We start from the raw sequence: 24,998 nt of genomic DNA, 5'->3' as shown, positions 1-24,998 counted from the left end.
CCTTTGTCAGCCACACCGTTGCGCCGTCTAATGGCAGCGCAACGCGGCCGGTTGATCTCTCCGCGCGCAGCCGAACATCCGACCCGAGGAACCTACCCCATGCTGCTTGGCAAACCCCTCACCGCCTGGTGCAATGAGTATCCGCTGCTCAATGAGTTGATCGCGCTGCGGGAAACCAGTTGGTTCAACCCCGGGGTCGCCGACGCGGCCGAGGCCTTGGCCGATGTCGGGCTGACCCGCGCCGACGTCGACGACGCCAGCGCGCGCCTGGCCCGCTTCGCGCCCTATATCGCCCGGGCATTCCCGGAGACTGCGGCCAGTGCCGGGATCATCGAGTCGGGCATCCGCGCGGTGCCGCAGCTGCAGGCGCTGCTAGCCGAACGCTACGGGCTGAGCGACAGCGGTGCGCTGTGGCTCAAGCAGGACAGCCACCTGCCCATCTCCGGTTCGATCAAGGCGCGTGGCGGCATCTACGAGGTGCTCAAGCATGCCGAGGAGCTGGCGCTGGCCGCAGGCTTGCTGAAACAAACCGATGATTACAGCGTGCTCGACAGCGACACGGCCCGGGCCTTCTTCGGCCGCTACAAGATCGCCGTCGGCTCGACCGGCAATCTGGGCCTGTCGATTGGCATCGTCAGCGCGCGCCTGGGCTTTCAGGCCACGGTGCACATGTCCGCCGATGCCCGCCAGTGGAAGAAGGACAAGCTGCGCGCCCACGGCGTCAGCGTGGTCGAGTACGCCTGCGACTACAGCGTCGCGGTGGCCGAGGGGCGCAAGCAGGCTGGCGCCGATCCTTACTGCCACTTCGTCGACGATGAGAACTCGACCAGCCTGTTCCTCGGTTATGCCGTCGCCGCGCAACGCCTGCAGCAACAGTTCGCGGCCGCCGCGATCCGCGTCGATGCCGAGCACCCACTGTTCGTCTACCTGCCCTGCGGCGTCGGCGGCGGCCCGGGCGGGGTGGCTTTCGGCCTCAAGCTGGCGTTCGGCGATGCGGTGCATTGCCTGTTTGCCGAGCCCACCCACTCGCCCTGCATGCTGATCGGGGTCCATACCGGGCGCCATGACCAGGTCTCGGTGCAGGACTTCGGCATCGACAACCTCACCGCCGCCGACGGCCTGGCGGTCGGGCGCCCGTCCGGCTTTGTCGGGCGCGCCATGCAGCGTTCGATCGACGGCTACTACACGGTCAGCGATGAAGAGCTGTATCGCCTGCTGGCGCTGCTGGACAGCAGCGAAGGCCTGCGCCTCGAACCCTCGGCACTGGCCGGCCTGCCGGGCATGGCCCGGGTGCTGAGCGAGCAGCAGGGTTATCGGGCGCGCATGCAGCTGACCCCGAGCCGGATGGCCCGGGCCACCCACCTGATCTGGGCCACCGGCGGCAGCATGGTGCCCGCGGCGGAAATGGCCGGCTATCTCGCCAAGGGCCGGCAGCTGTTGCAGGCCGAACCGGCATGAACCCGGCGCTGGCGTTGACGGCCCGGCCCGGGTCGCCAGCGCCCGGCGCTTGTGAACCTGGCAATAATCATTGCTCAAGCGGCTGCAACTGGCCTGTGTAGGGCGCGCGGAACCTCCTAGACCGTGCGCTCCACTGATAACCCCTGGTGCGCACGGCGCACCCTACCAGTCAGTGTCATCGAAACAATCATTCTGAGACGGCACACTAGCGAACGCAACGCCGCGCCGGGCGCTCGCAGCCGTCGCAGCAGGCGAGCGTTTCTTCACAAGCGCTCATTGCTAGAATGACGCCATGCTGAATCTTCCCCCTCGGCTTGGCTCCGGGCTCAACAGTAGCCAGTTCGCCAACCTGCATACCTTCCATGCCGCGGCGCGCCATCTGAGCTTTGCCCGCGCGGCAGACGAGCTGTGCCTGACGCCGAGCGCCGTCAGCCATCGTATCGCGCGTCTGGAACGCGGACTGGGGCTGAAATTGTTTCAGCGCCTGACCCGGCAGATCCGCCTGACCGCGGAGGGCGAACGCATCTTCACCATCCTGCAAGGTGCAATGGGCGAGTTGCTCGAAGCCTTGCAGCAGGCCCCGGGTGCCGAAATCGCCGGGCCGCTGGCGATCTATGTCCGCCCCTCGCTCGCCGAATGCTGGCTGGTGCCGAGGCTGGCCGACTTTACCGCGCGCTACCCCGCGGTTGCCCTGGATATCCGGGTGGGCAACGACACGGTCGATTTCCGCACGCAGAACATCGATTTGGCGCTGTATTTCACCCGCGATGAGTTCCCCGGACTGAGCGCCAGCAAACTGATGGACGAACGGATCGCCCCGGTGTGCAGCCCGCAGTATGCCCGGCGCCATGGCTTGCTGGACAACCCGGACAACCTGGCGCAGTGCACCCTGCTGCATGACTCCCTGGCCTGGGACAACGCCGCCTACGATGCCGAATGGCAACTGTGGGCCAGGCACTCGGGGATGGAGGCCAAGCTGCCTGTGCGCAGCCTCACCTTCGACCGCTCCGACCTCTGCGCGCTGGCGGCCGTCAATCACGCGGGGATCGCCATCGGCCGCTCTCGCCTGGTGCAACAGCGGCTCGAACGCGGCGAACTGATCCTGCCATTCGGCGGCTTCGCCCTGACCAGTCGCTGCCACTACCAGCTGGTGCACCCAGCCCTAGAGCCCATGCCGAGCCGGCTGCAGGTCTTCATCGCCTGGCTGCACGAATGCGTCGCGACCGACGCCGGGCGGGCATAATGGCCGCCCCAGAGCTTGCACCAGCGCCCCGCTCCGCTACCCTCCTTGCATACCTCAGCGCAAGAAGGATCGCCCCATGCTCCGCATCACCGCCCTCGTTGCCGGCCTGGCCCTGTCTGCCAGCGCTTTCGCCCTGTCGCTCGCCGACCTGACCCAGCAGGACGCCAGCGGCGGGCTGAAGGACGCCTTGATCCAGGGCGCCCAGGTGGCGGTCAAGCAACTGGGCGCACCCGGCGGCTTCAGCAACAATCCGGATGTACGCATCGAGCTGCCGGGCAACCTCGGCAAGGCGGCGCGCACCATGAAGATGATGGGCATGGGCGCCCAGGTCACCCAGCTGGAAACCAGCATGAACCAGGCCGCCGAAGCCGCCGTACCCCAGGCCCAGGCGCTGCTGGTGGAGGCGGTGAAGAAGATGACCGTGCAGGACGCCAAGAGCATCCTCGCCGGCCCGCAGGATTCGGCCACCCAATACCTGAACAAGAGCAGCCGCGAACAGATCCGCGCCAAATTCCTGCCCATCGTCAAACAAGCCACCGATCAGGTCGGCCTGGCCCAGCAATACAACGCCTTCGCCGGCCAGGCTGCGAGCTTCGGCGTGGTCGACGCGAAGAGCGCGAATATCGAGAACTACGTCACCGAGCAGGCGCTGGACGGTCTGTTCGAAATGATCGCCAAGCAGGAAGCCAGCATCCGCCAGAACCCGGCTGGAGCAGCGACCAGTTTGGCGAAGAAGGTGTTTGGGGCGTTGTAGGAAGGTTATAGCAAGGTAGCTCGTAGGATGGGTTGAGCACAGCGATACCCATCAAGCAGGCTGACAAACAACCGCATGGGTATCGCTCTGCTCAACCCATCCTACCTGGTGGTGATTTGGCTTTTTGTCATTCACCCGCAATGACGCAGACGACGCCATACACCCCATCAGCAGGCCGAAACGTAACGAAGCGCAGTAACAGCCCAGGCTGGCCCGCAGGGTGAGCGCGGCGAAACCCGAATGCCGCGCACGACCATCAATCCAGAACCGACAACAACCGGCTCAGCACCTGAAGCTCGTCTCCTCGCCGCCCTGCGGCCCCGTGCAGGTCACGGTGGAGGTGCGGAAGTTCAGGTCGACGAACAGGTGGCAGCTATGCGCCCCGGCGCGCCAACCCATGGACACGCTGGACATGTTCGACTGGTGCAACTCGAACTCGCCGGCGAAGGCCGGGTGGCTCGAGCGCAGCTCCATCAGGCGCAGCAGGCGCTGCACCACCGGGGCCTGCAAGGCCTGCTCGGCCTCATCCAGTGAGTAGTAGTGGCGGTTGATTTCCCGCGCCTCGCCGGTTTCCTCCAACAGCTCGGTGTCGTTGTGGCCGGCCAGCAGGCCGACGTAGTAGACCTGCGGAATGCCGGGGGTGAAGAACTGGATCGCCCGCGCGGCGATGTAGGCGTCCTCGTTGCCCTGCAGGGCGTCGAAGAAGGTGCAGGTGAGCTGGTAGATCGCGCCGACGCTGTGCACGTTGGCGGCCGAGCGGCGCAGGATGGGGTCGGCGCTGCGCTCCGAGACATTCTGGATCAGCGCCTCGATATGCTCACGCGGGAGGATCTCCTCCACATCCGGAATGCAGATGCCGTCGTGGGTGTCGAGCACGGTGATCTGCTTGTGCGGGCACATGCGCAGCCAGGACTTGAGGTACTGGCTGTTGCCGTCGAGCAGCGTGTACAGCAGCAGCGGCGGCAGGGCGAAGGCATAGGACCACATGCCGCGCGCCGAGATGGCGTACTGCCAACTCGGGTGGTCGTGCACCTCGGGCAGTATCTCTATGCCGCTGGCCGCCGCGGTGGTCTTGAACCAATCGAGGATCTGCCACACCTGCGGTTCGACCAGAAAGCAGCTGGTGCCGATCTTCTTGGTGGTGTAGCCGAAGGCATCCAGACGCAACAGCTTGACCCCGCGCGCGGCGAGAAAGGTGATGCTGTCGGCCATCATCTGGTAGGTCAGCGGCGAGTCGTAGTTGAGGTCGATCTGCCGTTCGGTGAAGGTGCACCAGACCCGCCCGCTGCTGCCGTCGGCAAAGGTGATAGCGCGGAACGGTTCCTTTTCCTTGCGGATGTGGATCTTCGCCAGGTCGTCCGGGCCGATCTCGCCCAGGCTGTCGACATCGACGAAGATCTCGGCCCACTGCGAGGCCTTGCCCTTTTGCAGGTAGTCCTGAAACTCCGGCGAGTCATCGGCCAGGTGATTGAGCACCAGGTCCAGACAGACATCGTAGTGCGCGCTCAGGCGCTCGATGTCTGCCCAATCGCCCAGAGCCGGGTCGATGCGCTTGTGCGTCAGCGGCGAGAAACCACTGTCGGCATTCGACGGGAAAGGCGGTAGCACATGCACCCCGCCCACCGCGCGACCGAGCCTGTGCTCGACGAAATCGGCCAGGTCAGCCAGGTCCGCACCGATACGGTTGGGATAGGCAATCAGGTGAACGGTATTTTTCAGCGGCATGCGACGGTCTCCCTGAATTCATGCAATTTAGTGCAACCCATGCAATGAGCAGCAGAAGACAAACCAGCACAGGAATCAGGTCTGCAACGCAACGGATTCACGCGCAACACACCACGCCTGCCGGCAACTGCCTGCAACAACCGTAACAGCTTGAGCCCGGGATGTGGGTGGACAGCGCCCGCCAGAATCGGTTCGGTGCCGCGCAGAGTGGGACGAACAGCGGGATTTTTAGCCCAGCCAAACGCCGGCGCTATCGGCGACTACCCGGAGGATTACACCGCGCCCAACGACTTATCCGCCAAGCTGAAGTGGCGGCGTCGACCTTGCAGCCTGGCAGAGCCGGCAGACCAACACTGGTGCTAGAAAAAACGCCGTTCCCCTGACTCAAGGGAACGGCGCGGCTCAGCTCAGCGGGCGGACTAAGCCGCCGGGGCAGGCTCTTGCTTGACCCGGAACCAGGCCGCATACAGCGCCGGCAGGAACAGCAAGGTCAACGCCGTGGCGACCACCAGGCCGCCCATGATCGCCACCGCCATCGGCCCGAAGAACACGCTGCGCGACAGCGGGATCATCGCCAGCACCGCCGCCAGGGCGGTCAGCACGATGGGCCGGAAGCGCCGTACCGTGGCTTCGATGATGGCGTTCCAGCTGTCCAGGCCGGCGGTCCTGTCCTGCTCGATCTGGTCGACCAGGATCACCGAGTTGCGCATGATCATGCCGGACAGGGCGATGGTGCCAAGCATGGCGACGAAGCCGAACGGCTGGCGGAAGATCAGCAGGAACAGGGTCACGCCGATCAGCCCCAGCGGCGCGGTGAGGAACACCATGGCCGAGCGCGAGAAGCTTTTCAGCTGCAGCATCAGCAGGGTCAGCACCACCACGATGAACAGCGGCACGCCGGCGTTCACCGACTTCTGCCCGCGCGCCGAGTCCTCCACGGTGCCGCCGACGTCGAGCAGGTAGCCGTCGGGCAGCGCCGCGCGGATCGGCTCCAGGGTCGGCAGGATCTGCTTGACCAGGCTGGCCGGCTGCTCTTTACCGTAGACGTCGGCGCGCACGGTGACGGTCGGCAGACGGTTGCGGTGCCAGATCACCCCTTCCTCGAAACCGTATTCGAGGATCGCGATCTGCGCCAGCGGCACACTGGTGCCGCTGGCGGTGGGTATCGCCAGGCTCGGCAGCAGACCGAGTTGCTGGCGCTCGCTCGGCGTGCCGCGCAGGAGGATTTCGACCAGTTCGTTGCCTTCGCGGTACTGGCTGACCGGCGCACCGGTCAGCGAGCTCTGCAGGAAGCGCGACAGGTCGGCGGTGCTCACGCCCATGACGCGGGCGCGCTCCTGGTCGATGTTCAGGCGCACCACCTTACTCGGTTCTTCCCAGTCCAGGTGCACGTTGGCCACATGCGGGTTGTCGCGCACCTTGTCCGCCACTTCGCGGGCCAGAGCGCGAACCTCGTCGACATGCTCGCCGGAGACGCGGAACTGCACCGGATAGCCGACCGGCGGGCCGTTCTCCAGGCGCGAGATACGCGTGCGCAGGGTCGGGAATTCCTCGCCCAGGGTGTCGATCAGCCAACTGCGGATCTGTTCGCGCTCCTCGATGCTGTTCGCCAGCACCACGAACTGGGCGAAGCTGGCGGCCGGCAACTGCTGGTCGAGCGGCAGGTAGAAGCGCGGCGAACCGGTGCCAACATAGGCCACGTAGTTGTCGATGCCCGGGTGGCCGTCGAGCAGCTTTTCGAGATGCTCGACCTGCTCGGCGGTGGCGCTCAGGGAGGCGCCTTCGCCGAGCTTGAGGTCGACCATCAGCTCCAGGCGCCCGGAGGCCGGGAAGAACTGCTGCGGCACGAAGCGGAACAGCATGATCGAGGCGACGAACAGCGCGAGGGTCAACACGATCACCGTCTTACGTCGGCGCACGCACCAGTGCACGGTGGCCCGTACGCGCTGATAGAACGGCGTCGCGTAGGGATCATGGCCCGCGGCGCTGCCGCCATGCTTGGCCGCGTGCAGCTTGGCCAGGTCCGGCAGCAGCTTGGCGCCCAGATAGGGCACGAAGACCACCGCGGCGATCCAGGACACCAGCAGGGCGATGGTCACCACCTGGAAGATCGAGCGGGTGTACTCGCCGGTGCCGGACATCGCGGTGGCGATCGGCAGGAAGCCGGCGGCGGTGATCAGGGTGCCGGTGAGCATCGGAAAGGCGGTGCTGGTCCAGGCGAAACTGGCGGCCTTGAGGCGGTCGTAACCCTGTTCCATCTTGATCGCCATCATCTCCACGGCAATGATCGCGTCGTCGACCATCAGGCCCAGCGCCAGCACCAGCGCGCCGAGGGAGATCTTGTGCAGGCCTATCCCTAAGTAGTACATGGCGGCGAAGGTCATCGCCAGCACCAGCGGAATCGACAGCGCCACCACCAGGCCGGTGCGCAGGCCGAGGGAGAAGAAACTCACCAGCAGGACGATGATCACCGCCTCGGTGAGCACGCGGACGAATTCGCCGACCCCGGTCTTCACCGCCGCCGGCTGATCCGCGACCTTGCGCAGCTGCATGCCGGCCGGCAGGGTTTCCTGCAGGCGGGCGAACTCGACTTCCAGGGCCTCGCCCAGCACCAGGATGTCGCCGCCGGCCTTCATCGACACCGCCAGACCGATGGCGTCCTCGCCCATGAAGCGCATGCGCGGCGCCGGTGGATCGTTGAAGCCGCGCTTGACCTCGGCCACATCGCCGATACGGAAGGTCCGCTCGGCCACCCGGATCGGGAAGTTGCGGATTTCCTCGACCGTCTCGAAACGTCCGGTCACCCGCAACTGCACCCGGTCCGTGGTGGTTTCGAAGAAGCCGGCCGCCGCCACCGCATTCTGCTCCTCCAGCGCCTGCTGCACCACGGCCAGCGGCAGGCCGATGGTGGCCAGTTTGGTATTGGACAACTCGATCCAGATCTTCTCGTCCTGCAGGCCGAGCAGCTCGACCTTACCGACGTCCTTGACCCGCTGCAGTTGCAGTTGCACGCGGTCGGCGTAGTCCTTGAGCACCGCGTAGTCGAAGCCTGCGCCGGTCAGGGCGTAGATATTGCCGAAGGTGGTGCCGAATTCATCGTTGAAGAACGGTCCCTGGATGCCCGGCGGCAAGGTGTGGCGAATGTCGCCGACCTTCTTGCGCACCTGATAGAAGAGTTCGGGGATGTCCTTGGAGCGCATCGAGTCGCGGGCGATGAAGGTCACCTGGGACTCGCCGGGCCGCGAAAAGGACACGATCTTGTCGTACTCGCCAGTCTCCATCAGCTTCTTTTCGATGCGCTCGGTGACCTGGCGAGCGACTTCCTCGGCGCTGGCTCCCGGCCAGATGGTGCGCACCACCATGGCCTTGAAGGTGAACGGCGGGTCTTCACTCTGGCCCAGCTTGGTATAGGAAATACCGCCGACCACGGCCAGCAACAGCATGATGTAGAGCACGATCTGACGATTGCGCAGCGCCCAGGCGGACAGGTTGAAATCCATCGGGACTACTCCTTCGCCGCCAGCTTGACCGTGCGGTTAGCGCGGTCGACCGGGCGCACCCGCTGGCCTTCGCGCAGCACCTGCACGCCTGCGGCGATCACCCAGTCGCTCGCCTGCAAGCCTTCCAGCACCGGCACGCTGCTCTCGGCATAGGCGCCGACGCGCACCGGCGTGCGCTTGAGCGTGGAGTCCCTGGGATCGACCACCCAGACATAGGGCTGGCCTTGCTCCGCGGTCAGCGCCGACAGCGGCACCGACAACGGCACCTCGCCGTTGTGGGCGATGAACACCCGCGCGCTCTGGCCCAGCTCGGCCGGCACCTTGCCCGCGCTGAAGGCCACCCGCGCGGCAAAGGTCCGCGACTGCGAGTCGGCCGCCGGGGATATCTCGCGAATCCGTCCGGGGAAACGCCGATCCGGCTGCGACCAGAGCTCGACCGCTACCGGCTGGCCGACCTTGAAGCGCTCGAAGGCTTGCTCCGGCAGGCTGATCGAGACTTCCCGCTCGCCATCGGCGGCCAGGATGAACACGGTCTGCCCCGCGGCCACCACCTGGCCAACCTCGACCATGCGCCGGGCGATCACGCCATCCTGCGAGGCGCGCAGCACCGCGTAGCCGGCCTGATTGCTGGCCACGTCGAACTCGGCCCTGACCTGCTTGAGGCGCGCCTCACCTGAGCGGTAGAGATTTTCGGCGTTGTCGTATTGCGAACGGCTAACCAGTTGGCGCGCCAGCAGGGTCTTGTAGCGATCACGTTCGGCGCGCACCAGCTGCAGATTGGCCTCGGCCGCGGCGACCTGCGCGCGCATGGCCTCGAGCTGCAAGCGCACATCCTGCGGATCCAGCTCGGCCAGCGGCTGATCCTTGCGCACCTGGTCGCCCACCTCGACCAGGCGCCTGGCCACCTTGCCGCCGATGCGGAAGGCCAGCTCGGGCTCCAGGCGCGCGCGCACCTCGCCGGCGTAGGCGTCCATCATTTCGGTCGCAGGTTGCGGCTGCACCACCATGGCGGGGCGGATAGACTGCTCGACCGGCTCACCATTACCACAGGCAGCGAGCAGAACGATGAGGCTGACGAACAAGGCATGGCGCAACATGACAGATGACCTTTCGCGAAGGTTTGGAATATTTGTACTGACGGGTATAGTAAAAATAGCAAACTCACCAGTCCAGTATTAAAAGCAGCCAATGCCAAACAAGTTGTTACCACCCAGCGGCCCCGGCCGCCCAAAAGATCTCGTCAAGCGCCAGGCCATCCTGGAAGCGGCGAAAACCCTGTTCCTGCGCCACGGTTACGACGGCAGCAGCATGGACGCCATCGCCGCCGAAGCCGGGGTGTCCAAGCTCACGGTGTACAGCCACTTCACCGACAAGGAGACGCTGTTCTCCGCGGCGGTGAAGGCCAAGTGCGAGGAGCAGTTGCCCGAGCTGCTCTTCGAGCTGGCGCCGGGCGTGCCGATCGAGACCGTGCTGCTGACTATCGGCCGCGGCTTCCACAGCCTGATCAACAGCCGCGAATCGGTGGAACTGCACCGGGTGATGGTGGCCCTGGCCAGCCAGGATCCGAAGCTGTCGAAGATGTTCTACGAAGCCGGCCCGCAACGCCTGCTCAGCGAGATGGAATGCCTGCTGCACAAGGCCGACCGGGCCGGCCAGTTGCGCATCGCCGATGCGTCCAGCGCCGCCGATCAGTTCTTCAGTCTGCTCAAGGGCGGCGCCAACTTCCGCCTGCTGATCGGCTGCGCCGGCCCGCTGCAAGGCGCAGACGCCGAACGCCATGTGCAGGACGCGGTGGCGATGTTCATGCGCGCCTATCGGGCGGACTGAGGGTGGCCGATAGGCATTTGTAGGATGAGCGTAGCGCGGTTGAGCGTAGCGATACCCATCGGCAATCAGCCAACCAGCACGCAGATCGGCCCCCGGCGATTACCCCCTGTCGTGGAGCCCGAGCGGCATTCGTCGTGATGGGTATCGCTGCGCTCAACCCATCCTACGGGCAGTTCGTAGCCGGCAGCTTCTTCAACGGATAAATGTCGTAGCGGCTGGATTTGCCTTCCAGCGCGTAACCGGGTTTGCCGCCGTCGATGATCGGCGCCTTGCGCGGGCGCTTGACCACCACCCGGTGGCTGGCCAGGGCCAGAGCGGCCTGGAGCAGGGCCGGGGCATCCAGGTCGTCGCCGACGAAGGGGCGGAACAGGCGCATTTCCTTTTTCACCAGCGCACTCTTGTCGCGATGGGGGAACATAGGATCGAGGTAGATCACCTGCGGCGGCTCGCCCTGCCAGTCGCTCATCAACTCGATGGCGTTGCCGGTCAACAGACACATGTGAGCCACGATCGGACCGACATCCCGATCAAGCGCGGCGCGGGCCAGGCCATCCTCCAGCAGGGCGGCGATCAGCGGCTGGCGCTCGATCAGGGTCACCCTGCAGCCCAGGCTGGCCAGGACGAAGCCATCGCGACCGAGCCCGGCGGTGGCATCCAGCACCCGCGGGCGCACGCCCGGCTGCACGCCCACCGCTTTGGCGATCATCTGCCCGCTGCCGCCGCCGAACAGCCGGCGATGGGCCACCGCGCCCTCGACGAAATCCACCCGCACCGGCCCCGGCGCCTGCGGTCCCAGCTCGACCAGCTGCAGCCCCTGCTCGCCCAGTTGCAGGGCAAATTGCGCCTCGCCCTCCTGCGCCAAACCCAGGCGCTCGGCCCAGGCAGCCGCGTCATCGGCCAGATGGGGGGCCAGGGCGTCCATGCGAATTGTGGCGCTAGGCCGTAGATCATTCATCGGGAAGCCTGCTCAAAAAATAGTCGATTCGATCTGTATGCGGTCGATCATCGTTGACGCGGCATTCTGCCAGAGCCAGCCCGTTCCAGTCGCACCCGTTCGCCCTGCTTGCTGTGATTTACCTGCCTAGCGACACATGCGGAACAGGCCCATATCGACATGCAAGTGATCGCGGTGGGCGGCGTTGTACTGCGGCCCGAGGGTGACATTGAAGCTGGCGCATGCGCCTTCATGCACCCGACGCAAGAAGCGCGCGGCCTCGCCCTCGCCCGGCCAGTCGCGCAGCACGCTGATGCGCCGACCGTCCTGCAGGTGAAAGCCGACGATATCCAGGGCATTGGCCGAGGCATGCTGGCTGCGGCGCTGGCTACCCGCGATGCTGCGGCAGGCGAAGCTGCCGACATGCTCGACCCGCACCACCGGCTGGCCGAACACCTCCTGCGCGGCTGGCAGCAAGGCATGCCGCTCGAACAGGGCAAAGGCCGCCGCCAGTGGGCAGCTGGCGATAAAGCTGCTGCTGAAACCCACCCCCGAGGCCTCCACCCGCAGGGTATTCTGCAGTGGGCAATCCACCGCCGGGCTGCTGTCGGGCAACGTCGTGTAACGCAGCGGCGAGGTGGCCAGGGCCTGCTGACAGAGCAGCGGGTCATCCGCCAGACGCCAGAGTTTGAAGGGGGTCAGCAGGTTCGGCGTGGCCCGGATATCCAGTGGCGCCCAGGGATTCCAGCGCGCAGGTACAGCGAGCCACTGCTGATAGACCGCCAGCGGCACGCCAAACAGACTCAACAGCACAAGCACCATCAGCACCCGACGCAAACCCTACCCCGCCCGGGTCTTGAACAGATTGTTGATCCGCTCGAACGACATACCCTGGCCGGTCGCTACCAGGCTGCCGCCAACGGCCAACTCCTGCGCCGCCTGGTAGAAGGCGCCATAGGCGACTCGCGCCAAAGCGGAACCGAGACTGACGCGCTTCACCCCCAGCTCGGCCAGTTCGTCCAGCGACAAGCGCAGACTGGGCGAGCCCACCAATACATTGACCGGGCGCGGTGCCACGGCCGTGACCACTGCCAGGATTTCCTCGCGGCTAGTCAGGCCCGGCGCATAGAGCACATCGGCGCCCGCCTCGGCGTAAGCCACCAGACGGCGGATGGTGTCGTCCAGATCGGCGCGGCCATGCAGGTAATTTTCCGCCCGCGCCGCCAGGGTGAAGGGGAATGGCAGGCTGCGGGCTGCCGCGACCGCCGCCCGGACCCGCTCGACCGCCAGTTCGAAGGGGTAGATCGGCGACTGCGCATCCCCCGTGGCATCCTCGATGGAACCGCCAACCAGGCCGATCTGCGCCGCCAGGGCGATGGTTTCGGCGCAGTGCTCGGGCTCATCGCCATAGCCGTTCTCCAGATCGGCGGCCACCGGCAGCGGCGTCGCCTCGACGATAGCGCGGGCATTAGCCAGGGCCTCCTCGCGACTGAGCGCGCCTTGCGCATCGCAGCGGCCCAGGGAAAAGGCCAATCCGGCACTGGTCGTAGCCAACGCCGCGAAGCCCAGGCCCGCGAGCATCTTCGCCGCCCCCGCATCCCAGGGATTGGGCAGCACGAACAACCCTTCGCGCTGGTGCAAGGCGCGAAACGCCTCGCCACGCGCCACCTGAGTAGACATATCGATCGCTCCTGTTTCGATTTCCAGATGGATGCACCTTAGATCAGACTCCTGCGCCGCAGCAGCCTCCAGGCAGGCCAAGCTATTCAGCCGCGACGTCATCGACCAGACGCGGGCAAGGGCTTGCCTACGACTTGTCGGATTACTCATCGAAAAACCTGCTGGAGAAATGCTCAACCCGGCCGCTCAGCGGCCGATAACCCGGTGCGCGGCATTGCGCTGACTTGGCCCTTGGCGGCCGCACCGAGTGACTTATGCTTAATGGCGTTTGCGCTTCCAGCACCGCACTGACAGCCCATGGCGGCAACCCACCCCCCAGTAGCCAGGCAGACATTCGCGCCTACCTGGATTTCCAGATTCTGTTGAGCCGGGTGACCGCGGGCCAGCAGCCCGTGGTTGCCGGGGACACTGCGGCCGTCCCAGCGGAAATCCCCAACGTAGCGCCCGCGCTTAGCGAAGCAGACCGCGGTGTTCAGCAATTGATCGCACAACGCCAGTTCGAGCTGAGCACCAGACTCAATGCCGAGCCCGAGAAAGTCGAGCGCTTGACCCTGATGCTGCTCGCCGATGCGTTCGGCGCGGGCAGCCAGCTTGCCCGCACAGAGCCCGCACTGCCCTATCCGCTCAGCCTGGTGTGAGCGCGGCGCACTTGCTGTCAACGCCGATTGTGCGAAGTGGCGCGAAAGCGTCCCGGGGAAATCTCGAAAAACTCGCGAAAACAGCGGCGGAAGTGTGAAATGCTGACAAAGCCGCTGGCGACGGCGATATCGGCCAGCGACTTGTTGGTCTGCTGCAGCAACTGTCGGGCACGGGTCAAGCGCAGCTCCAGGTTGTAGCGCGAGGGCGTCGCATTGACGTGGCGGCAGAACAAGCGCTCGAGCTGACGCCGGGAAATCCCCACGCAGCTGGCCAGCTCATCCACCGTCAGCGGTTCGTCGATATTGTTGTGCATCAGCTCCAGCGCCGATTTCAATGTCTGCGGCAGGGTCGGATCGTAATCGACGGCCACCACCGACACATCCAGCACGTCCTGCATCTTGTCGCAACTCAGCACCTCCTCGATGGCGCTCACCAGGTTGATGCCACTGCCGCGGCGCACCACTTCCAGCATCATGCCCAGCGAGCTGTTGGCACCGGCACAACTGATCCGCTCGCGATCCAGCACAAAGGCATGGTTCGACACCTTCACCTTGGGGAACAGCTCGGCGATCATCGCCCGGCCATCCGGATGGAAGGCACAGTCGTAACCGTCCAGCAGCCCCGCTTCGGCGAGAAAATAGGCACCGTTCCACAGGCCGCCGAGCATGGCGCCAGCGGCATCGGCCGACCTCAGCTTGGCCCGCAGCAGCGGATCCGCCTGCAGGCGCACGCGGAAACCACCGCAGACGATCAGGATGTCCTGCTGTTTCTCGTCCAGTTCCGCCAGGCGGCAACCTGCAGAAATGGCGATGCCCAGATCGCTGACCACCACCTCTCTCGCACCACCGACCACCAGCACCTCATAAAGCGGCGTCGAACTCATCAGGTTGGCGGTGACCAGGGCGTCCACCGCGCCGGTGAAGGCCATCATCGAAAAATTATCCAGCAGCACGAAGGCGACCCGCTGCATTGGCAGGGCGGGGCCGTCGTCCATCCTCTTGGCGAGGTGGGCCATATTCTTGTTCTTCAGCAAGCTCTCGAAAGAAGATCGCATGTCATGACTCACCGGCAATGAAACGTCTATGCAGTAGTAAACCATGAGCATCAGCCGGCCAGGTGGCTGACCCCGACGCCAAAGACACGGACCTGTCCGGCGATCCGCGCACAACCGGCTTGATCACGGCCGGAGACCATCGGTTCGCGCCGCGGCCTTGGTTTTTTTGTACAGAACATCAAATTCGACATGGCTGCACCTGACTCGGCTTGCAAGCGCGCCAGCAAAAACGACACCGCCTCAAAGTTTGAGCCGGTTGCCGTTCAAGTACTTGCTTCGCCTTGGCTCAGCATACCCTGCCAACTGCGCCAGACTGCAAAAAATACAAATGTAAATGCCATGTAACAACCTGATTACAACCTGATACAGCAACCAGCAAAGCAGTTCACATCGCCTTGTTAGGTTGAGTCCTCCAAGAATTACAAAAAGATCGTCAACTCAACAAGGCGATCACTCCCTGGAGGAAGCACGTGAATAGAAAAAACAACACCCGCCCTTCGCTAGCCCTTGCCCTGGTTCCGATCATCCTCACGCTCGGGGTTTTGGGGATCCAGTTGTTCTACTACAAAGATTTCACCCCCCATGTGCCCTTGGCCATCGGCTTGGCCATCACCGCGTTCATCGGTTGGTTTCAGGGTTATCGCTGGAAGGACATTGAAGAAGGCTCCCTGCACGTGGTGTCCATCGGCCTGCAATCGATCGGAATCCTGATCGTAGTCGGCATGATCATCGGTACCTGGATCGCCAGTGGCACCGTGCCGCTGATGATTTATGGTGGTCTCAAGCTGCTGTCACCCGAGGTGTTCCTCGGCGTCGCCATGCTGATGTGCGCGGTGGTGTCGGTATCCCTGGGCACCTCCTGGGGCACGGTAGGCACTGTCGGTTTGGCGCTGATGGGCATCGGGGCTGGGTTCGATATCCCCATGTACTGGACCGCTGGCGCCGTGGTTTCCGGTGCGTTTTTCGGCGACAAGATATCGCCGCTATCTGACACCACCAACCTGGCTCCAGCCGTCACCGGAGTCAATCTGTTCGACCACATCCGCAACATGATGCCAACCACTGTTCCAGCCATGCTGATTGCCTTGGCCATCTATCTGCTGGTGGGTTTCAACCTCATTTCCATGCAAGTGGTCGACACGAGCAAGATCGATCAGATCACCAACGGCATCGCGCAGAACTTCGAACTGTCCTGGGTACTGTTGCTACCCGCCGTGCTGGTCATCGGCCTGGCGCTGAAGAAAATGCCCGCCTTGCCCTCGCTGTTCGCCGGCGCCATCGCTGGCGGGGTTCTGGCCATGGCCTATCAAGGTGCCAGCCTGCATGAGGTATTCACCTACATGCAGAGTGGCTACAGCCTCAACACCGGGATCAAGGACATCGACAGCCTGCTTAACCGGGGCGGCATCCAGTCCATGACGTGGGTCATCACCCTGGTGATTATCGCCCTGGCATTGGGCGGCGCCCTTGAGCGCACTCGTTGCCTGGAGGTAATTGTCGAAGCGATCCTGAAGCGGACGCGCAGTTTCGGCAGCCTGCAGACCGCCGCCATTGGCACCTCGGTTGCGACCAACCTGGTAGCCGGCGACCCTTACCTGTCCATCGCCCTGCCCGGCCGCATGTTTGCTCCGGCCTACCGTGGCAAGGGTTATTCGACCCTGAACCTGTCGCGCGCCGTCGAGGAAGGCGGCACCCTGATCTCCCCGCTGGTGCCCTGGAACGCCGGTGGTGCAATCGTCATTTCGTCACTGGGTTTGGCCGTGGGGGATGGCAGCTTCGAGAATCTGCTGTACATCCCGCTGGCGTTCGCCTGCTGGTTGTCACCACTGATCGGTATCGCCTACGCCTATCTCGGCTGGTTCTCGCCCAAAGCCACCGAGCAGGAGCGTGCCAACTGGAAGGCGCAAGGCGACGCTGTGCAAACCTTCAGCCAGCCCGAACCAAGCTATCGCGCAGTGCCTGCGGCCGACTGAATCCGATGCGCCCCTGAATAGCTGCTAATCCCCAGGGCCGGCCGTCACTTGACGACCGGCCTTGGGCTTTATGTCTTCCATCGCTCGCAGCGGTAGCGCACTGGAGCGGCTGAACAGGTTTGCGCTCGAGAGCGCCATCGAGCCCCCGCCTTCACCCCTCACAGGCCTGCCAGGCGCTACTCAGATCGCTCGGCAGCTTCACCTTGAGTTCCTCGAGCAGCGCCTTGCAACGGGCGCCATCACCCTCCAGGCTGCTCGTCTCCAACGCCGTTGCCAGCCGCGCCAGCGCTAGCAGACCCAAGGTGCTCGAGCTGCCGGCAAGCTTGTGGGCCAACTCACCAAGCTCATAAAGATCGTCCAGCTGCAAGGCATCCTCGGCTTGCACGAGCAGCACCTTGGCTTGCTCCTGAAACTGCTCGAACAGCTTGCGCAAACGCGCCTGACCGAACACCTGGCGATGGATCGCCAGCAGCTGCTGGTCAATCCCAGCCTGCTCCTGCGCCAAGCCCTCGGCCACGCGACTGCCCGAGGGCTGACACAGCGCCGCCAGCAACTGGTTCAAGGCGGCCGACTGAAGCGGCTTGGCCTGCACCGCATCGATGCCCGCAGCCAGGTAATCCTTGATGTCCTCCACACCGACACTGGCGGTCAAGGCGATGACCGGCGTATCGAGGTTCAGGCTGTCGGCTGCCGAGCGGATGGCCCGGGTCACCTCGACGCCACTCATGCCTGGCAGGTGCATGTCCATGAGGATGGCATCGAAGGCCTGCTGCCGGCAGACAGCCAGGGCTTGCCGACCATCCTCAGCCAACTGCACCAGATGCCCTTGGTGTTCGAGCAAAGCACAGATGACCTGCTGGTTGATCGGCGTGTCCTCCACCAGCAACAAGCTCAGGCTGGGCACGGGCGACTGGGTGGCTGTGGCATCGATTTGCACCGCGGGCGGCTGGACCGCGTGCAGTTCCACCTCGAACCAGAAGGTACTGCCGGCGCCCTCACGACTGTCTACCCCGATCTGTCCGCCCATGGCCATGACCATCTTTTTACAGATGGCCAAGCCCAGCCCAGTCCCGCCGAAGCGGCGGGTGATGCTCTCATCCGCCTGGGTGAATCGTTCGAAAATCCGCTGCTGCTGCTCCGCACTTATGCCCATGCCGCTGTCACAAACCTCGAAGCGCAACCTGTTGCCGGACGTGCCCATGCTGCCGACCCTTAGCATGATGGTGCCCCGCTCGGTGAATTTCACTGCATTGCTCAGCAGGTTGGACAGTACCTGGCGCAGACAACCGACTGCGCCCCGGTAGTACTGGTGCAGGTGTGGCCCGATGCAGCAACTGACCGACAGCGCTTTGTCATGCCGCTGCGCCTCGGTCAAAAGGGCCTGCTCGTCGACCAGATGGCACAGGCAGAACACTTGCTCTTCCGGCACATAACCGCCCTCCTCCAATTTGGCGTAATCGAGCACACCGTCGAGAATGGCCAGCAGGTTCTCGCCGGCCTGGCGCAGCACATCAAGGTAGCCTTGCGCCAGTTCAGACTGCGGCGTGTGATAGAGCAACTGGGTAATCCCCATGATGCCGCTCATCGGAGTGCGTATCTCGTGGCTGATCCCGGCAAGAAATTGCGAGCGCGCCCGGCTGGCAGCTTCCGCCGCCTCCTTGGCCTGACGCAGACTGCGAGTCCGCTTGTCGACCATGCGCCGCAGCTGTTCGCGACTGAACAGTAATTGCTCGTGGGCGCGCTCCCGGCGGTCGATGTCCTGGTTGATGGCCAGGCGCAGGTCGTTGAGTGACTCAACCAGCGCATCCAGTTCGTCGCTGCGCGTGCCCGGTTGACGCTCCAGGTGCAACCGCTCATCCCGCGAGCCGCTGCCCAGATTGCGTGCATAACGAGCCATGCGTTCCAGGTGGCGGGTGACCATGCGCTGAAAAATCACCATGACCACCAGCACAATCAGAAAGATGGTCAGCGCCTGGCCAAGAAAGAGCGTCAGGGCACTCCAACCAAGGCGCGCATACACCGCGCCAAGGTCGGTGTGCACCACCAACTGCCCGAGGCTGCGCGGACCGAGAGACGTCTCGTGGCGCAGCTCGAAACGATGCGTCGCGGTGTACTGCGCCGGACTCTTCCCGGCGTGCAACAGCAGCCGCTCGCCACTGTCTGCATCCTCCAGGGTCAGCGAGCTAATGTCGGGAAAATCGAGGATGCCGCGCATCTGCAAGCGCAGCTGCTCGCGGTCGACGTCCCAGATGCTTTTCGCCAGGCTGGCCAGATAGACATTGCGGATCAACTCGATGCGCTGTTCGATCACGCGCATCTCGCGGCGATACTCGATTGCGGCCTGGATGCTGGTGGATAGCACCACAAAGGCCAGACTGCAGACCAGCACGTAGACAATCATCCGATAACCTAGCGGATGTTCCTGGCGATAACCAAGCAGCCTGGGCCAGCTGGTTTCAGGGAGTCGGGTCATAGAGGTTGGGCATGCTGTGTGGTTCTGCCAGGTAGCGGGCGCTGTAGTGTTCATCCAGGCGGTGCAAGGTACCGTCCGCCGCCAGCTCGCGCAGACGCTGATCGAGTCGCGGCAGCAGGGCCAGCAATGTTGGGTGGCGACGCACGCCGATGTAATAGTGCTCGGTCACCAACTGGCCGGGTTGCTGCACGATGACTTGGTCATAGCCAAAACGGCTGTTCTGCAACTTCCAGCTATAGAGGCCGACCGGCATGAAGTCGATACGCCCCTGGGCCAGTTTGATAAAGTTCTGCTCGCCGCTGGATACCCATTCGATATTCAAATGCTCCTCGGCGAAATGGTCGAAGCGATCACCGAAGCTGTCACCGAGCAGCAAGCCGACGGTACGCCCGCGTAAATCGTTCCAGCTGTCAAAACGCAACGGCTTGTCGCGACGGACGAACAACACGATCGGGTCAGCCACCAGCGCTTCTCTGGTAAAGCCCATCCAGGCTTCGCGCTCGCGGGTGCGGTAAGCGGCAACGACGATGTCCACCCGTCCCTGCCGAGCCTCCAGCAGGCAGCGCTTCCAGTTACCCATTGCCAGCATGCGCACCTCATCGCCCAGCTCAGCGAACAACTGTCGCACGACCTGCGGCGCGAGCCCCACCAACTCCCCCTGGGAGTGCCAGGACACCGGCGGGTATGACGGGTGGCCGCAAGCAAGCCAGGGGCGCGCCGAGGCAAGCGGTGCCAGCAGGCAAAGCAGCAGCACTGTTGATAGCCGGTTCACTTTGGCTGGAGTGCTTTTGTTGCAAGCAGATAGCCGACCCCATGGACGGTCAGGATGATTCCCGGTATAGCCGGATCATCCCTGAGTTTGCGGCGCAAACGGCCAACCAGCACATCGATGGTGCGATCATTCGGCGCCCACTCGCGGTTGCGCATCTCGTCGAGCAGCTGGTCACGGGTCATGGTCTTGCCGACATTGCGCAGCAGTACTCTGAGCAACTGATATTCGCCGCCAGTAAGTTGGCTAACCTGGCCACTGTCATCAATTACCTGGCGCTGGCTCAAGTCCACCACACACTTGCTGAAACGCAGCAGATCCTGCCCCACGGCAACCGATCGCGGCGCCTGGTTTATCAGTCGCACGCGCCGACAAATATTTTTGGCCCGGGCAAGTAGCTCTCGCGGATTGAAGGGTTTGGTCACGTAATCATCCGCGCCACACTCAAGGCCGATCAATTGATCGACACTGTCTTGGCGTGCAGTGACCAGGATGATGCCAACCTCGGAATGCACTCGCAGCTCGCGCGTCAGGGTCAAGCCATCTTTACCGGGCATGCGTATGTCGAGCAGGATCAAGTCAACGGCTTCGCATGCCAGTAGCTTTTCCGCATCCTCTGCCGTGGCGGCGGCCAGCACACGGTACTGTTCCTGAGCAAAATAGTTGCAAAGGCACTCCCGCGTGATGAGTTCATCATCCACTACCAATACTGTCACGTCATCAGACATGCTAGAAACTCCAAGACTGAGCACGTGATATGTCACATGAGAGCGGCTCCTCTACCTGGGATACGAGCAATTCTCCCAGAACTGTCGCGCCAGAGCCTACGCGCGAGGACTTTACTACAGCCATTAACCCTCACGTATGTCTGCCACCGACACCAAGCTTACTCATCGCTCACGCGGCCCATGCAGGGGGATGGTTTTTCGCTCTGCGTGAGTGCAGGCCAAAGGTTGCAACCGCCTTCTTGATCACTCGCAGGAACTCGCCATTCAGAGCAATCCCAGCTGCTCGCGCACGGGCTCGACGCTCGGCTCCGGCAAGCCCGCCAGTCCCGGCAGGCGCGCCATCAACTGGGCATGGAAGCGCCGGGCCAGTTGCGGCGCCAGGCGGTTGTCGGCAGTGTGCAGGAACACGTAGGGCGTGCGCCCGTCCTCGATCCAGCGGGCGACCTTGTCCAGCCAGGGCGCCATGAAGCGGTCGTTGGCGGCGAGTTCGGGATGACCGATGAAGCGCAATTGCGGCGCCTGGCTAAACGCCGTCGGGCGGATTGGCAGGCGCGGCTTCTTCGCCTGGGCATGCAGTACTGCCGGCTCCCGCGCCACACAACTGAACAGCGCCCGCGCATCCAGGCAGATACGCTCGATGCCCCGCTCGAGCAGCAGGCGGTTGAGCGCCCGCTCCTCTTCACCCTTGGCGAAGAACGCCGGATGACGCACCTCGACGGCCAGTGATAGGCCGGCCCAGTGCTCGATAAAGGCGCTCAACTCGGCGAGACGCGACGGGCCGAAGCTGGCGGGCAACTGCAACCAGAACGGTGCCACCCGCACGCCCAAGGGCGCCAGCAGGCGGCGGAAGTCGTCGCTGGCCACCAGTTGCTCGCGCAGATCGCCGGCGTGGCTGATAGTGCGCGGCAGCTTGGCGCAGAAGCGCAAGTGCGCGGGCATCAGCGCCGCCCAGCGGGCAACCGTAGCGACCGAGGGCAGCGCATAGAAGGTGGTATTGCCCTCGACCGCATTGAACACCTGGCCATAAAGCGGCAGGAAGTCCGCCGGGCGGGCGCCATCCGGATACAGCGAACCACGCCAGGCCGGCTCGCTCCACGACGGGCAGCCAAGAAAGTAGGGACGCATCAATTATCAGGCGTAGAGATCAAGGCCCAGGATTTCCTGGGCGCCAGGCTCGCTGGCGTAGGTGGCGGTGGCGCTGTAACTGGCGATCGCCTGGGCCGCGCGATTGCTGACGCCTGGCGGGTAGGTGAGGTGCTGCGTGCGGACCGGCAGGCTGTCGCTGCTGGCGCTGGAAGCCTGGACCCAACGGGTTTGCGCAGTCTGCTCGAAACCCTGGCTGCTCGCCGGGGCTGCCGGCTGCTCACGACGCTGTTCTATCTCGCGCTGGGCTTCGCGAAACGGCGTAACCGCCGTGCCCGAACGAGGCCCGCGATCTGGCGAGTAGGAAGGTATGAAGCCGTCGATGCGCATCTATTGCTGCTCGGCAGTGGTCAGCCAAATGAGTGGAAGTGCATGCAATTTAGCGCCGCCCGGACGGATTGGCAATCGATCGCAGAACGGGGCGACGTAGCGCATCCGGGCGGTCTGGCGCGTCACGCGGTAAAGAGCATCGTCGGAATGCCGAACCACAGCAAGCTGGCCCCTGCAGACGGCGGACGGCGCCTTTATTGCGGCGCTTTCGGCGTGGCGACTTTGTCGCGCAGATACACCGGCAGGGCCTCGTCGGCCACCAGCGCCTCACCGCGGTCCCAGGCAAAGCGCGCCAGGCTGAGCAGATCTTCGGCATGTGGCAGCATGGCGCCGTCCTGTGCGCAAGGGCTCAACGGGATGCGCGCGGCGAACGTGCCCCAGCCGGTACCGGCGCCGAACCAGTCACCCGTCGCGTCGCGCGGCAAAGCGACCTGCTCGGGCGGCGCCACCACTTCGGCCCCGGCCAGGCGCATCTCGCCGTTGTCGCTGCGATAGCAGCCCCAGTAGATCTCATCCATGCGCGCGTCGATGGCCGCAGCCACCTGGCTGGCTCCGTACTCGCGCTGCGCGCGCTGGGCCAGTACCGCGAGGTTGGACACCGGCAGTACCGGACGATCCAGGGCAAACGCCAGACCCTGCACCACGCCGACGGCAATGCGCACCCCGGTGAAGGCGCCCGGGCCACGCCCGAAGGCGATCGCATCCAGCGCCGCCAGCGGCACGCCGGCCTGGGCCAGCAGATCCTTGATCATCGGCAACAGGCGCTGGGCGTGCAGGCGCGGGATCACCTCGTAGTGACTGATCACCTGGCCGTCATGCAGCAGGGCGACGGAGCAGGCTTCGGTTGCGGTATCCAGGGCCAGGAGAGTGGTCATTGCATTTGGACGGTGACGAAATGGACCGGCATTAGAACGGCTTGAGGCTTTTTTTTCCAGCGCAATCACTATAGTTCGCGCCCGTTACGCGCACGAATCCGCCGGGCAACCGGCATGCATCGAGCCAGAACGGACTCAGAGGCTGTGAAAAAATCGAGCGCCGTAGCGAGAGCGTCTCCAGGCGTTCGCGGCAAGGCGCGCTACGTGAAAAGTAGGGAAGTTTAGTGAGCTAAATGACCCTGCTTTTCACGTAGCGCAACGTCAGCAGCGGGCGTTTGGAGGCGGTCGCAGTAGGCGAGAGTTTTTTCACAACCTCTCAGTGCACTCCAGCAAACAGCGGCTTACCAGGCCTCGATCACTGTCTCGGCTTCCCAGCCGCTCAACGGTGCTTTGGACCAGGTGCCGTAGCCCGCATTGGGGAAGACGATCCACTCGGCACCCCATTTGTCCGCTTCAGCGGCCACGGTTGCGCGCTGTTCGGCCAGCGGCGTCTTGCGGAAACGCCCATCGAAGTCATGCAGCGTATCGCCCAGCAACAACACGACCTGATGATCGGCGCTGACGATGGCGCGCCGCTCGACCTTGGGCGGGCCCAGCAGCAGCACACTTTCCACCGACACCTGGGGCAGGCCGAGCTTGCTCAGGGTGGCCAGGGTGTATGGCTTCTGCTCGTCGGCACGGTCCGAGATGTAGCGAATGGTCACGCCCAGGCTGTCGGCGTGCTGCAGAAACTGCTTGGCGCCGGGGATCAGCTGCGGGGTCCCGTCACGCTCCCAGGGCAGCCAGGTGTCCCAGGCGTCATAGGTGTGACAGTTGACAAGGTCCCGTGCCAACAGGGCGCTGTTATCGATGACGGTTTCATCCAGATCGGTAACGATGGCCAGTTTCGACGGATCTTTCGCGGCGGCCACTGCCGCATCCAGCTTCAGCGTCGCGATGTTGTAGGCCTGCAGCTGCAGGGCCTGAACTTCCGCCGATTGCTGCTGGAAACGCAGACCCATGGCGAACTCGGCAACAGCGCAGTCCGTCTTGGCTTGCACCTTGGCATCGGCGAAGGCCGCGGGACTCCCCACCAGCGCTAGCGCAAGGCCCAGCCAGATAGCACTCTTTGCTGTTTTCTCGGTCATTGAATGCGCCCTCTTCCTTAATATGGGTTAAGACTTCAAGTCTACGACCATGTCGCCGTGGTATAGACCAGAGACCGATGCTAGCTTAGGCGAGCAAGGCTACTGTTCTGTGAACGACGCTCACCGCCCCCGCCAAGACCACCGGAGACGACAACGGCCCGGCTATAGCGCAGCGCTCAGAGGTGCTGGATTGCCCCGGACTGCGCTGACGCTTATTCGAGCTACGGAACTGCGCTTACCGCCCCCGCCGCGTGTCTGCCGCAGAATCGAGTAGGAGGCGGATTCACATCCGCCGTCCTCTCACACCACCGTACGTACGGTTCCGTATACGGCGGTTCAGGTTATGCGGCTAAGCCGGTTGATCGCATCCAGTATTGAGACCAGCCCCAGGCGATCCCAGAGCTTCTTCGGCAGCGCCTGATTCATATGCGCCGCTCCCGAGTTCCACCATGGGCCACGGCCATTGGACGCAGACTTGGATGCGCGGGCCTCGCTGAGTCCCAGACGCATCAGGTTACGAACCCTCGTTGCGGGTTGCTTCCATTGACGCCATACAACGCAGCGAAGTTTGTGACGCACCCAGCCATCCAGCTCTTCAAGTGGTCGCTTACTCTGGCTCAACTTGAAGTAGCCCGCCCAGCCACGCAGCACGGGATTTATCCGCTCGATGACGTTCGCCATCTTGCAGCCTCGCGCACGGCGCAGTAGCCCCCTGAGCCGGTCGCGTAAGCGGCCCAGACTCATCGCCGCCACCCTCAGCCTCGGT

21 protein-coding genes are annotated in these 24,998 nt (G+C 64.1%); 6 read left to right on the top strand and 15 right to left on the bottom strand.

Annotation, left to right across the window (positions count from 1 at the left end; translation table 11 throughout):
* Positions 1-99: 99 nt before the first annotated feature.
* The 3 genes from dsdA to BM315_RS09350 all read left to right on the top strand — a co-directional run bounded on the left by dsdA (position 100) and on the right by BM315_RS09350 (position 3,455).
* Entirely contained in the window at positions 100-1,458 is a 1,359-nt protein-coding gene (gene dsdA / locus BM315_RS09360) for a D-serine ammonia-lyase (protein ID WP_090500187.1), read from the top strand.
* A gap of 292 nt (positions 1,459-1,750) precedes the next feature.
* Complete coding sequence (gene dsdC, locus BM315_RS09355) at positions 1,751-2,701, top strand: DNA-binding transcriptional regulator DsdC (protein WP_090500185.1); 951 nt, start codon at positions 1,751-1,753, stop codon at positions 2,699-2,701.
* A gap of 76 nt (positions 2,702-2,777) precedes the next feature.
* Positions 2,778-3,455 (top strand): DUF4197 domain-containing protein, encoded by a 678-nt coding sequence (locus BM315_RS09350; RefSeq protein WP_090500183.1) that lies wholly within the window; start codon positions 2,778-2,780, stop codon positions 3,453-3,455.
* A 282-nt stretch (positions 3,456-3,737) separates the two neighbouring features.
* Here the strand turns inward: BM315_RS09350 and gtfA are convergent, their stop codons facing one another.
* The 3 genes from gtfA to BM315_RS09335 all read right to left on the bottom strand — a co-directional run bounded on the left by gtfA (position 3,738) and on the right by BM315_RS09335 (position 9,777).
* Positions 3,738-5,180 (bottom strand): sucrose phosphorylase, encoded by a 1,443-nt coding sequence (gene gtfA / locus BM315_RS09345; RefSeq protein WP_090500181.1) that lies wholly within the window; start codon positions 5,178-5,180, stop codon positions 3,738-3,740.
* Positions 5,181-5,599: 419 nt separating this feature from the next.
* On the bottom strand, positions 5,600-8,680 hold the full coding sequence (locus BM315_RS09340; protein WP_090500179.1) for an efflux RND transporter permease subunit: 3,081 nt from the start codon (positions 8,678-8,680) through the stop codon (positions 5,600-5,602).
* Positions 8,681-8,685: 5 nt separating this feature from the next.
* Entirely contained in the window at positions 8,686-9,777 is a 1,092-nt protein-coding gene (locus BM315_RS09335; RefSeq protein ID WP_090500177.1) for an efflux RND transporter periplasmic adaptor subunit, read from the bottom strand.
* 91 nt (positions 9,778-9,868) lie between these two features.
* Between BM315_RS09335 and BM315_RS09330 the strand changes: the two genes are divergently transcribed.
* Positions 9,869-10,507 carry a TetR/AcrR family transcriptional regulator gene (locus tag BM315_RS09330; RefSeq protein ID WP_090500175.1) on the top strand — a complete coding sequence of 213 codons (639 nt, stop codon included), beginning with the start codon at positions 9,869-9,871 and terminating at the stop codon, positions 10,505-10,507.
* A gap of 163 nt (positions 10,508-10,670) precedes the next feature.
* On the opposite strand, the gene BM315_RS09325 is transcribed toward BM315_RS09330, so the two are convergent.
* The 3 genes from BM315_RS09325 to BM315_RS09315 all read right to left on the bottom strand — a co-directional run bounded on the left by BM315_RS09325 (position 10,671) and on the right by BM315_RS09315 (position 13,121).
* Positions 10,671-11,429, bottom strand: a complete 759-nt coding sequence (locus BM315_RS09325) for a class I SAM-dependent methyltransferase (protein WP_425287776.1) — start codon at positions 11,427-11,429, stop codon at positions 10,671-10,673.
* Between the two features lie 159 nt (positions 11,430-11,588).
* Positions 11,589-12,263, bottom strand: a complete 675-nt coding sequence (locus tag BM315_RS09320; RefSeq protein ID WP_090500169.1) for an extensin-like domain-containing protein — start codon at positions 12,261-12,263, stop codon at positions 11,589-11,591.
* An 18-nt stretch (positions 12,264-12,281) separates the two neighbouring features.
* Positions 12,282-13,121, bottom strand: a complete 840-nt coding sequence (locus tag BM315_RS09315; RefSeq protein WP_090500167.1) for an isocitrate lyase/PEP mutase family protein — start codon at positions 13,119-13,121, stop codon at positions 12,282-12,284.
* 254 nt (positions 13,122-13,375) lie between these two features.
* On the opposite strand from BM315_RS09315, the gene BM315_RS09310 reads away from it, so the two are divergent.
* Positions 13,376-13,759 (top strand): hypothetical protein, encoded by a 384-nt coding sequence (locus tag BM315_RS09310; protein ID WP_090500165.1) that lies wholly within the window; start codon positions 13,376-13,378, stop codon positions 13,757-13,759.
* A gap of 17 nt (positions 13,760-13,776) precedes the next feature.
* Here the strand turns inward: BM315_RS09310 and BM315_RS09305 are convergent, their stop codons facing one another.
* Positions 13,777-14,814: a GlxA family transcriptional regulator gene (locus BM315_RS09305; RefSeq protein ID WP_090500163.1), complete on the bottom strand. Its 1,038-nt coding sequence runs from the start codon at positions 14,812-14,814 to the stop codon at positions 13,777-13,779.
* Between the two features lie 470 nt (positions 14,815-15,284).
* On the opposite strand from BM315_RS09305, the gene nhaC reads away from it, so the two are divergent.
* Positions 15,285-16,787 carry a Na+/H+ antiporter NhaC gene (nhaC, locus tag BM315_RS09300; protein ID WP_090500161.1) on the top strand — a complete coding sequence of 501 codons (1,503 nt, stop codon included), beginning with the start codon at positions 15,285-15,287 and terminating at the stop codon, positions 16,785-16,787.
* Positions 16,788-16,938: 151 nt separating this feature from the next.
* Here the strand turns inward: nhaC and BM315_RS09295 are convergent, their stop codons facing one another.
* The 8 genes from BM315_RS09295 to BM315_RS09260 all read right to left on the bottom strand — a co-directional run.
* Complete coding sequence (locus BM315_RS09295; protein ID WP_170862188.1) at positions 16,939-19,188, bottom strand: ATP-binding protein; 2,250 nt, start codon at positions 19,186-19,188, stop codon at positions 16,939-16,941.
* A gap of 55 nt (positions 19,189-19,243) precedes the next feature.
* Positions 19,244-20,014: a substrate-binding periplasmic protein gene (locus BM315_RS09290; protein ID WP_280140418.1), complete on the bottom strand. Its 771-nt coding sequence runs from the start codon at positions 20,012-20,014 to the stop codon at positions 19,244-19,246.
* A 14-nt stretch (positions 20,015-20,028) separates the two neighbouring features.
* The gene (locus BM315_RS09285; RefSeq protein ID WP_244527281.1) at positions 20,029-20,757 is read right to left on the bottom strand and encodes a response regulator; all 729 of its coding nucleotides are present in this window, start codon (positions 20,755-20,757) and stop codon (positions 20,029-20,031) included.
* Positions 20,758-21,021: 264 nt separating this feature from the next.
* The gene (locus tag BM315_RS09280; protein ID WP_090500155.1) at positions 21,022-21,882 is read right to left on the bottom strand and encodes a DUF72 domain-containing protein; all 861 of its coding nucleotides are present in this window, start codon (positions 21,880-21,882) and stop codon (positions 21,022-21,024) included.
* A gap of 6 nt (positions 21,883-21,888) precedes the next feature.
* The gene (locus tag BM315_RS09275) at positions 21,889-22,230 is read right to left on the bottom strand and encodes a hypothetical protein (protein ID WP_090500153.1); all 342 of its coding nucleotides are present in this window, start codon (positions 22,228-22,230) and stop codon (positions 21,889-21,891) included.
* Positions 22,231-22,424: 194 nt separating this feature from the next.
* Positions 22,425-23,105 (bottom strand): tRNA (adenosine(37)-N6)-threonylcarbamoyltransferase complex dimerization subunit type 1 TsaB, encoded by a 681-nt coding sequence (tsaB, locus tag BM315_RS09270; RefSeq protein ID WP_090500151.1) that lies wholly within the window; start codon positions 23,103-23,105, stop codon positions 22,425-22,427.
* Positions 23,106-23,446: 341 nt separating this feature from the next.
* Positions 23,447-24,232 carry a 5'-nucleotidase, lipoprotein e(P4) family gene (locus BM315_RS09265; protein ID WP_090500149.1) on the bottom strand — a complete coding sequence of 262 codons (786 nt, stop codon included), beginning with the start codon at positions 24,230-24,232 and terminating at the stop codon, positions 23,447-23,449.
* Between the two features lie 336 nt (positions 24,233-24,568).
* On the bottom strand, positions 24,569-24,998 hold a 430-nt coding region (locus BM315_RS09260), incomplete at its 5' end, for a group II intron maturase-specific domain-containing protein (RefSeq protein ID WP_280140417.1).

This window comes from Pseudomonas borbori (assembly GCF_900115555.1).
GTDB classification, from domain to species: Bacteria; Pseudomonadota; Gammaproteobacteria; order Pseudomonadales; family Pseudomonadaceae; genus Aquipseudomonas; species Aquipseudomonas borbori.
The sequence above is the reverse complement of the archived record's forward strand: the minus strand, read 5'-3'. Positions and strand labels throughout refer to the sequence as shown.